Origin of the sequence: Arthrobacter sp. ok909 (assembly GCF_900104405.1) — a bacterium.
GTDB classification, from domain to species: domain Bacteria; phylum Actinomycetota; class Actinomycetes; order Actinomycetales; family Micrococcaceae; genus Arthrobacter; species Arthrobacter humicola.
Map to the genome: position 1 here is coordinate 84,370 of NZ_FNJS01000007.1, position 12,586 is coordinate 96,955.

Consider the following 12,586-nt stretch of genomic DNA (forward strand, 5'->3'; position numbering starts at 1 on the left):
ACGCTCGTGGCATGACCGCAGGAACCACCGAACTTTCCGCCGGAGCCATCTACTACCCGGATGTGGCCGCCACCCGGTTCTATGTGGGAGCGCTGGCGAAGCTGAGCGTCCTGCAGTATTTCGTGGCGGAGTCTGCCGTGATCGGCGCCTGGGCCGGAGCGGACCCCTACAGCCGCCGCACCGGCTACATCAGCGACCTCGGCGCCTCGGCCTGCGGGGACTTTTCCGGCCGGGACGTCTGCTCGCCGGCGCACGTGCTGATGAATGCGTCCTTTGTGGTCCAGGGTCTTGGCATGATGGTCGGCGCGATCCTGCTTGGTTCGGCACTCCTGTGCCTCGCCGCTCAACCCGGTGTTCCGCTCACTCGGGGTGCCGGCCGGCCGGGCCACGCCCGTGGGAATGCGGGCCCGGCGGGCCCGGCAGGCCGGGCGCAGCACCCGGCGCGCTGGAGCGCGGGGGTGGCCGCCGCGGCTGCGGCACGGCTGTTGACCGGCACCGCCGGCGCGGGCACCGTCATTGTGGGGTTCGTGCCCGAAAACACTGGATCCCCCTGGCACGTGGCCGGTGCCCTCATGTACTTCGCGGCCGGCGCCCTGGCCCTCCTGGTGATCGGCTGGCTGTGGCTCAGGCAGACCCCGCTGGGGTGGCTCATCCTGGGTTGCGGCGCGGTGTCCCTTGCGGCGCTCGTTGCCGGCGGCGTGACGGGCATGCATGTGCCGGAACCTGGCACGCTGGAGCGGCTCATGGGCTACCCCATAACGGTGGGCGTCGCAGCGGCCGGCCTCGTCATCGCCCAGCGGGTCCAGCACGAGCGCACGCTGCGCAAGCGCGCCCGGGCCCGTTGACGGTTCCTGCTGGCGCACTGGCCTCCGGTACCAGTTCGCGTAATTTGCCGGGTGTCTGATGTCCGGCACGCGTCAGACCTTGCATTATCATGAGGGCACTCACCGGAACATTCCGGTGTGCGTTCGGGTTTGCCGGAGGCGTGCGCCAATCTGCCGACTTTGCCGTCTTATGGGGACTAATGCCAGATCAGTTTGTCTTGCCGGGCTTCGATACGGAAAGCGTGGCTACAGAACGATTCGGTGCAATCTGGTGCCGTCAAACGGGGGCCGAGCCGCGTTCCGAGCCGCTGACAAACGTTCATCCGAGACCGTCGAGGCACCAGATAATGCTGGGTCGCCTTGGAATTCTCACGACGCTGCCCACCTGGATTACTTGCGCTATTTCCACCATTCTGAAAGAACCCGCGGTCAAACTTAATGCAAGCTTCAGGGTTCAGATTGAGATGGTTTCTCGTGTTCTCGTCTTAACAATCCTGACGTTTTCGGGCCTGGGGCACTTCCTGGCCGCAGCTGCCATCCGCGCCTACGCCGGGGTGTGTAATTCCGTACTAGATGTAATCCTCGGGATGGTTAACTGGCAGTATGCCAGTCCCCGGCCCAAGACAGTGAAGGAGAGCCCTTGATTGCCAAGACAGCTGAGGAAGTGGGCTGGACCGTGATTCTCGATCATGGCGTTCGTCGGCTAAACCTGGACCTCCGCGATTTCACCGACCATCGCCGTCGAATTGCGGTCCGATGACGCTCGATGCCCTGGCCGGGCACGACGGGCAGCACACGGACGATGCCGCTGGCGCCCCCGAGCGCGCGGCGGTGGCCGCAGCAATTGTTACGGCCGCGGTGGCTGCAACGACCAATGCGTCTTTCTCCAGGTCCCATGCGGACCCTGACGCTGCCGGCGATGATTCCGGCAGCGATGCCGCCCGGGCTATCGGGGTGCGGATGATCGACGGCGCCATCATCGAGGTCCTGCTTCCGCCCAACCAGGAAATCGAGGGTCCCGAAGCACGCATTGCCGGTGACGCCGTTCGTGCCCTCGCGGCGGGAAAGCGGATGCCAGTGCTTCTAGTGATTACCGGCGTCGTCCGTGTCAGCGTTGAGGCTCGGCAGGTTTACACAGGGTCCATAGCGGCCACGGCATTTGCCCTGGTGGGCGAGAGCCCGGTGGACCGGGTCATTGCCCACTACCTCTTGCGGTCCAGGGGCGAGACGATTCCGGCGCAGTTCTTCAGCTCCGAATCCTCGGCCGTCGAATGGCTAAGGCAGTACGTCCGTGACGAGTGAAGTGCCGGACCCCAGGCTGCACGCCCTCGTGGAGGGTATTGTGCGGATCGCCGGCGGCGATCTGAGCACCCGGATCCCGCACTCCGGGGCCCGGGACGACGTCGCCGCCGTCATTGCCGGCATCAATCTCATGGCTGATGACCTGCAGACCATCTACCAGGAGCTGGAGGAGCGCGTCGAAAGCCGCACGGCCATGCTGCGAGAGGCCCAGGTCGAGCTCGAACGCATGGCGCTGACCGACCCCCTGACGCAACTCGCCAACCGGACAGCACTCAACTCGGTCCTGAGCCATGCCCTGGCCGAGTCCGCGCGGGGCGAGATGCCGCCGGCACTCCTGATTCTTGATCTCGATTCGTTCAAGGGCATTAACGACACGTTGGGACATAGCGCCGGCGACGACGTCCTGCGGGTGATCGCCCGCCGGCTGCAGGCGGCCGTCCGCGAGACGGACACCGTGGCACGCCTAGGCGGCGACGAATTCGCCGTCATGCTGCCGAAGTCCAATCTGGTCCGAGCACGCCGGGTGGCGAATAGGATCCTCGCCGCGCTCAACGAGAGCCTCGACGTCGGGGACTTGAGAATCACGTGCGGAACGAGCATCGGCCTGCGGATCGCGGAGCCCGGCCAGTCTGCTGACGACCTTGTGATGGAGGCCGACACGGCCATGTACGCCGCCAAGGCCCAGCCCCACGGCAGCATTAAAGTGTTCGAGCCGGCCCTGCTGTACGCGCGCCGGCTGCAGAGCGTCATGGTCACGGAAATGCGCGAAGCGATCAGGGAAGACCAGCTGACCCTGCACTACCAGCCGGTGGTGGACCTCACCACGGGGAGGATCGAAGGTGTGGAGGCGCTTGTCCGGTGGAACCACCCGGTGCGCGGCCTCCTTATGCCGGACTATTTCATTCCCTTGGCCGAGGAAACTGGCATGATCGTGGACCTTGGCCACTGGGTGCTGCGTAATTCCGTGCGTCAATTGCGGCAATGGCAGCAGGAACAGCAGGTGGACAGCACGTTCAACGTCCGCGTCAACATCTCCACCACCGAACTGCAAAGCCTAGAACTGATCGAACATGTCCGGGACATCCTCCGGGAGACCGGGGTAGATGCGTCAAACCTCATCGTGGAGCTGACGGAGTCTATGGCCGTCAACGGCGGGGATGTGGACCAGTATTCGCTCAACGGCCTCCGGCGACTCGGCGTCCAGCTTGAGATCGATGACTTCGGGACCGGCTATTCATCCATCAGCTACCTGCGAAAACTGCCTGTCAACGTGGTCAAGATCGACCGGAGCCTGATCAGCGGACTGGGGATCGACGAACAACAGCGGGATTTTGTGGCCGCGGTGCTGCATCTCATCCACGCTTGCGGCCTCAAAGCGCTGGCCGAGGGCATTGAGACGGCGGAACAGGCCGAGATTCTTCGCGATATGGGCTGCGGCAGCGGCCAGGGCTACTTCTTTGGCCGGCCCGCGCCGGCCGCGGACATTGCGGCGTTGATGAGCCGGGTCAAGTAGGGGTTTGGGGTAGGGGCCTCGCGGCTGTGGCACGAGCTTGACCGAAAGTTAAACAGCGACGGCGGGTGTCGGAATCACTTCGTACACCCGCCGCCTGTCAAAGCAGTCTCCGTTACTTCTTAGTGGAGTCCGGCCACCAACCGATAGCGACGACTGAGCTCTGGCCGGAGGTGTCTGCTGCAGCAGAAATCGCTGCGGAGGCGGACATGCCCGCGGCTGCCAGCGCACCGGCGACGAGGAGTGTTGCAAGGGTCTTCTTCATTAGGACTCCTGATACGTAAGAGGCTGATGTGACTCATGTGACTTGTGGTGCAGATTTAGTATAGGGGCAAACGACACGCCGTTGTATAACAATTCGTGCCACTGTGTATTGGTTCGTGTTATTGGCGCGAAGCTTGGCGAGTCCTGAGCCAATATTGCGCAGGTCTTGCTTGCGCGGTTTGTTCGCTTCCGCTCCCGCGGCAACGGATAATTGAGTCATGCAACAAAGCTCCGTTTCACCCTCGTACGCTGCTGCAGAGCTCCAGGCGCGCGAATACCGGTCCAGTCACGACTTCCGGGAGGCGGCAACCGCCGCGCAGGCAGCCGCGGACATTGCCAGTGCCGAAGGTGATTCGTCGTCGTGGTGGCACATGACGTTGTTCCGGGCCGAGAGCCTCATTGCCGCCGGAGAAATTGAAGCTTGCGCGGAACTTGCCGCCACATTGATTGCTGACCCCCGGGGCGGGAACCTGCAGCTCCAGGCCCAGGTACACATCCTTTTGGCCCTGACCCGCCGAGGCATGGGTCTGCTTGAAGAGGCCGCCGACGAGGCTAGAATCGCAGCGGACCTCATGAACGCCGAGGACGACGTCGAAATCGCGGTCAAAGCTCGGCAGGCGCTCATTGCGGCGCTCGCCGACAGCGGCAGACTTGAAGAAGCCTGGGCGGAAAGCCTCATCATGGCCGACATCATTTCCGGAGAAGTCGATGACCAATTGGTGGGCAAGGCGTACTGGGTCATCGGAAACGTCGCGTTTCTTTGCGGCAAAGTCACCGAGGGACTGCATTACCACGAGCTCGCCGCCGCCACCTTTTCGCCAGCCCGGAACCTCACTGTCTGGGCGAAATTCAATAAGGCCTCCGCGGCTATGCGGCTGGCCGCCGATGTTGCGGACGCGGACACTCTGCGCTGTATCGAACGCGCAGAACTGGCCACCGACGTCATCGGCGGCACTGCGGAAGACCACGTACTGCTCAAGCTGAATCGCGGCCACTGGAACTTCCTGGCGGGGGAGCAGAAAGCGGCGGTCGACACTCTCGGTGACATCTTCCCTGTCCCCGAGAAGACCTCGCCGCAGATTCTGGGCGAGGCACATCTGCTGCTGGGCCGGTCTCATGGCGCCTTGGGAAACGGGGCTGAAGCCCGGAAACACCTACTGGAAGCCGCCGACTACTTTGAGAATGCAGGAGCCCCGCAACGGGCGGAGCAGGCTCTTGAATTCCTCACGAACGTGCCCTGACCTGCCGCCGAGGTGGACATGCCCCTCGTTATCGGCGAGGACTGGACATAACATCAACATTTCCCGCGGCGGCGAAGGTTGGGCATCTCCCTCCGTGGGCCTCGTGCTGCACTGCGGGACATGCCCCGTGCAGGGACCGACGAATGGGCATAAGACCACTGGGCCCAGTGGTCGTTGTCATAGCCGGACATGTTCCGTGGCTGCATCCGGGTGCGGAGGACAAGTCCAATGGCGAAAGTCAGGACTGGACATGTTCAGTGGTGGATTCCGGGTCAGAGGAACAAGCCCAGGGGCGCGACCTAAGGGGGGACATGTCCTGCGCGTAGATTCGGGTGCGGAGGACAAGTCCAGGGCCGTGGACTAAGGCTGGACATGTCCCGCGGTGGGGGAATCTGCGGTGGCCTTGCGTCCGAGGAATACGGCCACGCCGCCAGCCACGAGGCTCAGCGCCAGAAGTGCCCAGCCGGCCACGGTGAGCCCGGAGGCCAGGGCCACCTGACCGGCGTCGAGAGTCCCGGCGGACATCATTGCATCGATCACGATGTTGCCCCACAGCCTGACCACGGCGAAGAGCAGCGGCAATGCCCACAGCGCCCAGCGCAGGGATTTCTTGGACACGTTAGTTCCGATCAGGAGCAGCCAAGTGAATCCGAAGATCAGCGGGAAGAGCATGCCGGCTGTCTTGTGCACATAGCTCAGCTGGCCGCGGGCGTCGGAGTCCATGGCCCCTCGCAGCTGCTCCACGAACCCCTGGTCGAAACCCCCCACCATCGAATCCGGCATGGCCTGGCCACCGGACAGTTGCGTGAGCTGGTTGAGGGTGAGCAGATGCAGATACCAGAACAGGAACAGGCTGGCCACGACCCCGGCGATCACAATCAGGTGGCTGTTGTTCTGTGCCTTCTGCGGGGTCCGGTCGGTGGTCGGATTGATCACCGGCGGGAGGTGGTGTTGTGGGACCGCCGCATTGGCGCCGTGCTTCTTGATCCGCTGCGCGGGTGTCTTGGCCATGGCTCCATTATCGCCCGTCCGCTTCGACCTCCCGCGCCGGCTGTTCACTGCCAACGGGCGCCGCTACTCTGGAACGCGTGACCGAACTAGGAAAACACCGGCTTGGCCGGCACAGCACCGCAGATCTTGACCCGTCGCTGGATGACTACCAACTGGCCGAGGCCCTGGTCCGCGAGGCCGGCACGCTGGCGCTCTTGATGCGGCAGGCGGGGCTCGAGGGCCGGCAGAAGACGTCTGTCTCCGACGTTGTCACGGCCGCAGACCACGCCGCCGAGTCCTATGTGCTGGAGCAGCTGCGGCGCTGCCGGCCCGAGGACGGCATCCTGGGCGAAGAGGGTGCCTCCGTGGCGGGCAGCAGCGGCCGGACCTGGGTCATCGACCCCGTCGACGGGACGTACAACTTCCTGCATGGCTCCACCTACTGGTGCTCGGCCATCGCCCTAAACGACCCGTCCGGTGCAGGGCTCGGCGCCATCTTCCAGCCGGAGGAGGACAAGCTCTGGCTCGGCGGGAACTCCCGGGCGGCAACTCTCAACGGCGAGAAGCTCCTCACTTTCCTCCCCGGCTCATCAGGAGGCAAGGGAAGGTCGGACGCCCCGGTCTCGGAACTCGGCGCCGCAACGTACATCCACCCGACGTGGCTCGCCGATCCGATGTGTGCCATGCCCTGGCATGCGGCTGCGACGTCGGCAGCGGCCCTGCGCATGTTCGGATCCGGTTCCTGTGACCTCAGCCGGGTAGCCGACGGCGAGCTCGGCTGCTGGTTCCAGCACAGTTGCCCCGAGTGGGACTGGCTGCCGGGCAAGGCGATCGTCGAGGCGGCCGGCGGCGCGACCGACGTCGTGCGCGTCAACGGCCTGGACTGGTTCATCGCGGGAGGCACGACGGCGGTGCGCCAGCTGCGTGCCGCGCTCGTCTCCGGCTCGGTCGGCTAGCCTTTTCAGTCCGCAGGACTTCGCCGGGGGACATGCTCATCCCACGGCGAAGCGGCCGCGGGACATGCTCATTCTTTGCGGCCAGGAGTGGGCATAGGGAGATTATGTCCGGTGGTTGCGGGCGGCGGAGGGCATGTCCCGCTCGGAGCCCAGGGTTCGTGGGACATGCTCATTCTTCGAGCGCAGGGGTGGGCATAGGGGGATTATGTCCGGTGGTTGCGGGCGGCGGAGGGCATGTCCCGAGGGGCGGACGCGGCTGTCAGCGCCACCGCCTAGACTTAGATACACCATGGATATGTTGTTTGACCCTTATGCCGACGGACCCTTCCAAGCTGCCTCCAAGGCGGCGGCAGGCACCAAAGAGCCTGCCGGGACCGGCCTTCCGGGGCCGGATTCAGGGGCCGGCTTCGGGCCGGCCGGCAACGGCTTCGGCCCGGATGGCAACGGCAGCGCCCCGGGCCACGGCCCCGGCAACGCTTGGGACCGTCCGCAGCTTCCGAACGCGAGCGAGCTCCTCGAAGGCCTGAACCCGCAGCAGGAAGAAGCCGTGAAGCACGCCGGCACCGCCCTGCTGATCGTGGCCGGCGCCGGTTCGGGCAAGACCCGGGTGCTCAGTAACCGGATCGCCTACCTGATCGCCACGGGCCGGGCGCACCACGGCGAGATCCTGGCCATCACCTTCACCAACAAGGCCGCGGCAGAAATGCGGGAACGCATCGAGGTCCTGGTCGGCGCCCGGGCAAAGACCATGTGGATCTCCACCTTCCACTCCTCCTGCGTCCGGATCCTGCGCCGCGAGGCGAAGAACGTCGGGCTCAATTCCAACTTCTCCATCTACGACTCCGCGGACTCGCTGCGCCTGATCACGCTCGTCGCCAAGAACCTGGACCTCGACCCCAAGCGTTTCGCGCCCAAGGCCATCCAGCACAAGATTTCCGCGCTCAAGAACGAGCTGATCGACGACGACTCTTACGCCTCCAGCGCCAACCACAACGATCCGTTCGAACAGGCCGTCGCCGAGGTCTTCAAGGGCTACACCCAACGCCTGCGCCAGGCCAACGCCATGGACTTCGATGACCTGATCGCCCAGACCGTCTACATGTTCCGGGCCTTCCCGGCGCTCGCCGACTCGTACCGGCGCCGCTTCCGGCATGTCCTCGTGGACGAATACCAGGACACGAACCACGCCCAGTACGCCCTCGTGCGCGAAATCGTCGGCGAGGGGCCCGAGGCCTCCGAGCTCACCGTGGTGGGCGACTCCGACCAGTCCATCTACGCCTTCCGCGGCGCGGACATCCGCAACATCGTGGAGTTCGAGAAGGACTACCCGGACGCCCGCACTATCAAGCTCGAGCAGAACTACCGCTCGACCCAGACCATCCTCAGCGCCGCCAACTCGGTCATCTCCCGCAACCCCAACCGGCCGGAGAAACGGCTCTGGACGGCAGAGGGCGACGGCGAAAAGATCGTCGGCTACGTCGGCGAGAACGAGCACGACGAAGCGCAGTTCATCGCCAAGGAAATCGACCGGCTGCAGGACGAGGGCAACCTGCGTCCCGGCGACGTCGCCATTTTCTACCGCACCAACGCCCAGTCCCGCTCGATCGAAGACGTCCTGGTGCGCGTGGGCCTGCCGTACAAGGTGGTGGGCGGCACCCGCTTCTACGAGCGCAAGGAAATCAAGGACGCACTCGCCTACCTGCGGGTTCTGGTCAACCCGGACGACGACGTCAACCTCCGCCGGATCCTCAACGAACCCAAGCGCGGCATCGGCGACCGTGCTGAGGGCGCTGTCGCTGCCCTTGCCGAGCGCGATCGCACCTCCTTCATGACCGCAGCGAGGCGCGCCGACGAAGCCCCGGGCATGGCGACCCGCTCGGTCAACGCCGTGCTGGGCTTCGTGAAACTCCTTGACGACCTCGCCGAGGTGGCCTCCGGCTCGGGTGCGGCCGCCGCCCTGGAAGCCGTGCTCGAACAGACCGGCTACCTCGCGGCGCTGCGCTCCAGCACGGACCCCCAGGACGAATCGCGGGTGGAGAACCTGGCGGAACTCGTCGCCGTCGTGCGCGAATACGAACGCGACAACCCCGAAGGCTCCCTCGGAGCCTTCCTGGAACAGGTGTCCCTCGTGGCCGACGCCGACCAGATTCCCGATCCTCCCGGGGCAGATATTGACGCCGCGGTGGCCGAGGCCAAGCGTCTGGGCGTCGTCACGCTCATGACCCTGCACACGGCCAAGGGGCTGGAATTCCCGGTGGTGTTCCTCACCGGCATGGAGCACGGGCTGTTCCCGCACCAGCGCTCCGCCACCGATCCCAAGGAACTGGCCGAGGAACGCCGGCTGGCCTACGTCGGGCTCACCCGCGCCCGGAAGCGCCTCTACCTCACCCGGTCCGAGGTCCGCAGCATGTGGGGCCAGAGCCAGTACAACCCGGCCAGCCAGTTTATCGAGGAGATCCCGGCCGAACTCGTGGAATGGAAGCGGGAAGGCGCCAGCCGCCAGAGCGGCGGCTGGGGGAGCGGCCCCGCGATCGGTTCCAGCCGCTACAGCGGTTCATTCTGGGGTGCCGGAACGCCCCGCGGCGCCGGCGCCAGCCCGTCCGCGGGCTTCAACGCCGATGTTCCCGCCGCCGTGGCCAAGAACAGGGTCCAGCCGCAGAAGGAAATCGTCGCCGTCAGCGTGGGGGACAAGGTCAACCACACCAGCTTCGGCAACGGCACCGTCCTTGCGGTCGAGGGCTCCGGGGACAAGACGGTCGCCAAGGTGAAGTTCGACGTCGGCGAGAAGCGGCTGCTGCTGCGCTACGCGCCGCTGACCAAGCTGGACGCCTAGGGGAGGTGCCCGGCACCGGCACCGCCAGCGCACGCGCCAGAAGGCCATTGCGCATGACCGCTCGCCGGCCCCAGCCGAGCACGCATCTGCCGCCCGCTGCGCATCAGCCGACGGCTCCGGCTCCTCCCGCCTAGGTTACGAAGCCGCATCTGACACGGCCGCACGGCCGGTCCGCGCGCCGTCGGACACCCCAAAAACCGCGTAATCTAGCGGTTTTTCTACGCTCCATAGAATAGTGTCCTTACTCACATAACGGGTACTCTGGAACGGGCTGGTCCGATCGAAGGACTAGAGTTCCCAGAGGAGCATTGCGCCGTGTGGCTCGTTTCCAAGCTTGTCGCAGGGTGCGTTTATTCCGCAGCCCGGTAACCGCGAGTACGTGGGGTCCGGCTGTACAGAAACTACTTCGACGTAGAAGGACACTAAACCGTGGACCTGTTTGAATACCAGGCGCGCGATATGTTCGAGGCGCACGGTGTACCCGTGCTTGCTGGCATCGTGGCGCACACCCCTGAAGAAGCAAAGGCAGCTGCCGAGAAAATCGGCGGCGTGACTGTCGTCAAGGCCCAGGTTAAGGCCGGAGGCCGCGGCAAGGCCGGCGGCGTCAAGGTCGCCAAGACCGCTGACGAGGCATTTGAACACTCCACCAACATCCTCGGGATGGACATCAAGGGCCACACCGTCCACCGCGTGATGATCGCCCAGGGTGCTGACATCGCCGAGGAATACTACTTCTCTGTCCTGCTGGACCGGGCCAACCGCAACTACCTGGCCATGTGCTCGGTTGAAGGCGGCATGGAAATCGAGCAGCTCGCCGTTGAGCGGCCCGAAGCCCTGGCCAAGATCTCGATCGACCCGGCCGTGGGCATTGACCAGGCCAAGGCCGACGAAATCGTTGCCGCTGCAGGCTTCGCCGAGGAACTGCGTGGCAAGGTCGCCAGCGTAATTCTGAAGCTCTGGGACGTCTTCAAGAAGGAAGATGCCACCCTCGTGGAGGTCAACCCGCTGGTCCTGACCGGCGCCGGTGACATCGTTGCCCTCGATGGCAAGGTCTCCCTCGACGAGAACGCCGACTTCCGCCACCCCAAGCACGCTCACCTTGAAGACAAGGACGCTGCTGACCCGCTCGAGGCCAAGGCCAAGGCGCAGGACCTCAACTACGTCAAGCTGGACGGCGAAGTCGGCATCATCGGCAACGGCGCCGGTCTCGTGATGTCCACCCTCGACGTCGTTGCATACGCCGGCGAGAACCACGGCAACGTCAAGCCCGCCAACTTCCTGGACATCGGCGGTGGAGCTTCCGCCGAGGTTATGGCAGCAGGCCTCGACGTCATCCTGGGCGACCCGCAGGTCAAGTCCGTCTTCGTCAACGTCTTCGGCGGCATCACCGCCTGTGACGCCGTGGCCAAGGGCATCGTTGGCGCACTGGCCGAGCTGGGCCACTCCGCGAATAAGCCGCTGGTAGTCCGCCTCGACGGCAACAACGTTGAGGAAGGCCGCCGCATCCTGGCCGAGGCCAACCACCCGCTGGTTACCCTGGCCGCCACCATGGACGAGGGCGCCGACAAGGCCGCCGAGCTCGCCAACGCAGCGAAGTAGAGGGACTCGACTATGTCTATTTATCTGAACAAGGACTCCAAGGTCATCGTCCAGGGCATCACCGGCGGCGAAGGCACCAAGCACACCGCCCTGATGCTCAAGGCCGGCACCAACGTTGTTGGCGGCGTCAACGCCCGCAAGGCCGGCACCACGGTCCTGCACGGCGACACCGAGATCACCGTTTTCGGCACCGTCAAGGAAGCCATGGCCGAGACCGGCGCTGACGTTTCCATCGTCTTCGTGCCGCCGGCCTTCACCAAGGACGCCGTCGTTGAAGCCATCGAGGCCGGCATCGGTCTGGTTGTCGTCATCACCGAAGGCGTGCCGGTCCAGGACTCCGCCGAGTTCTGGGCACTGGCCCAGTCCAAGGTCGACGCCAACGGCAAGCAGGTCACGCGGATCATCGGACCGAACTGCCCCGGCATCATCACCCCGGGTGAGGCCCTCGTCGGCATCACCCCGGCAAACATCACGGGCAAGGGCCCCATCGGCCTCGTCTCCAAGTCAGGCACCCTGACTTACCAGATGATGTACGAACTGCGCGACCTCGGCTTCTCCACCGCCATCGGCATCGGCGGCGACCCGGTCATCGGCACCACCCACATCGATGCCCTCGAAGCCTTCGAAGCTGACCCGGAGACCAAGGCGATCGTCATGATCGGCGAAATCGGTGGCGACGCCGAAGAGCGTGCCGCCGACTACATCAAGGCACACGTCACGAAGCCGGTTGTCGGCTACGTGGCCGGCTTCACCGCTCCGGAAGGCAAGACCATGGGCCACGCAGGCGCCATCGTCTCCGGCTCCGCGGGCACCGCCCAGGCCAAGAAGGAAGCCCTCGAGGCTGCCGGCGTCAAGGTCGGCAAGACGCCGTCCGAGACCGCCAAGCTCCTGCGCGAGGTCTTCGCAACCCTGTAGTTCGAAGCACCAAGCACTAAAAGCAACGCGGGGTCACTTACGGCCCGTCCCACTCGCTGGGACGGGCGCGAAGTGACCCCGCGTTGTTTGTTTAAGTACGACGGCGGCAGGGCCACCTTCCCGGCGAAGGTGGCCCTGCCGCCGTCGTACCT

Annotated in this window: 11 protein-coding genes; 9 read left to right on the forward strand and 2 right to left on the reverse strand. The window is 65.1% G+C overall.

Going from position 1 to position 12,586, the window contains the following annotated elements:
• The first annotated feature begins 11 nt into the window (after positions 1-11).
• The 4 genes from BLR03_RS07865 (at position 12) to BLR03_RS07880 (ending at position 3,639) form a co-directional block, all read left to right on the forward strand.
• Positions 12-845, forward strand: a complete 834-nt coding sequence (locus tag BLR03_RS07865) for a hypothetical protein (protein ID WP_091251441.1) — start codon at positions 12-14, stop codon at positions 843-845.
• Between the two features lie 89 nt (positions 846-934).
• Positions 935-1,468 (forward strand): hypothetical protein, encoded by a 534-nt coding sequence (locus tag BLR03_RS23905; RefSeq protein WP_139184483.1) that lies wholly within the window; start codon positions 935-937, stop codon positions 1,466-1,468.
• 112 nt (positions 1,469-1,580) lie between these two features.
• Positions 1,581-2,126 (forward strand): DUF7793 family protein, encoded by a 546-nt coding sequence (locus BLR03_RS07875; RefSeq protein WP_091251443.1) that lies wholly within the window; start codon positions 1,581-1,583, stop codon positions 2,124-2,126.
• Complete coding sequence (locus BLR03_RS07880; RefSeq protein WP_091251444.1) at positions 2,116-3,639, forward strand: putative bifunctional diguanylate cyclase/phosphodiesterase; 1,524 nt, start codon at positions 2,116-2,118, stop codon at positions 3,637-3,639. Before BLR03_RS07875 ends, BLR03_RS07880 begins: the two co-directional genes overlap by 11 nt.
• A 112-nt stretch (positions 3,640-3,751) precedes the next feature.
• Here BLR03_RS07880 and BLR03_RS24355 read toward each other — a convergent pair whose 3' ends face one another.
• A complete protein-coding gene (locus BLR03_RS24355; RefSeq protein ID WP_175460450.1) occupies positions 3,752-3,901 on the reverse strand; it encodes a hypothetical protein in 150 nt (49 codons plus the stop codon).
• Positions 3,902-4,118: 217 nt separating this feature from the next.
• Here BLR03_RS24355 and BLR03_RS07885 point away from each other — a divergent pair, with 217 nt between their 5' ends.
• Positions 4,119-5,141, forward strand: coding sequence for a hypothetical protein (locus BLR03_RS07885; protein ID WP_091251446.1), 1,023 nt, complete (start codon positions 4,119-4,121; stop codon positions 5,139-5,141).
• Positions 5,142-5,501: 360 nt separating this feature from the next.
• On the opposite strand, the gene BLR03_RS07890 is transcribed toward BLR03_RS07885, so the two are convergent.
• A complete protein-coding gene (locus tag BLR03_RS07890; RefSeq protein WP_091251447.1) occupies positions 5,502-6,152 on the reverse strand; it encodes a hypothetical protein in 651 nt (216 codons plus the stop codon).
• A 77-nt stretch (positions 6,153-6,229) separates the two neighbouring features.
• On the opposite strand from BLR03_RS07890, the gene BLR03_RS07895 reads away from it, so the two are divergent.
• From BLR03_RS07895 to sucD, 4 genes are all read left to right on the forward strand, one after another.
• Entirely contained in the window at positions 6,230-7,087 is an 858-nt protein-coding gene (locus BLR03_RS07895; RefSeq protein ID WP_091251449.1) for an inositol monophosphatase family protein, read from the forward strand.
• Between the two features lie 289 nt (positions 7,088-7,376).
• The gene (gene pcrA / locus BLR03_RS07900; RefSeq protein ID WP_091251451.1) at positions 7,377-9,920 is read left to right on the forward strand and encodes a DNA helicase PcrA; all 2,544 of its coding nucleotides are present in this window, start codon (positions 7,377-7,379) and stop codon (positions 9,918-9,920) included.
• Between the two features lie 429 nt (positions 9,921-10,349).
• Entirely contained in the window at positions 10,350-11,519 is a 1,170-nt protein-coding gene (gene sucC, locus BLR03_RS07905) for an ADP-forming succinate--CoA ligase subunit beta (protein ID WP_018776032.1), read from the forward strand.
• A gap of 12 nt (positions 11,520-11,531) precedes the next feature.
• Positions 11,532-12,434, forward strand: coding sequence for a succinate--CoA ligase subunit alpha (gene sucD, locus BLR03_RS07910; RefSeq protein ID WP_018776033.1), 903 nt, complete (start codon positions 11,532-11,534; stop codon positions 12,432-12,434).
• The last annotated feature ends 152 nt before the right edge of the window (positions 12,435-12,586 follow it).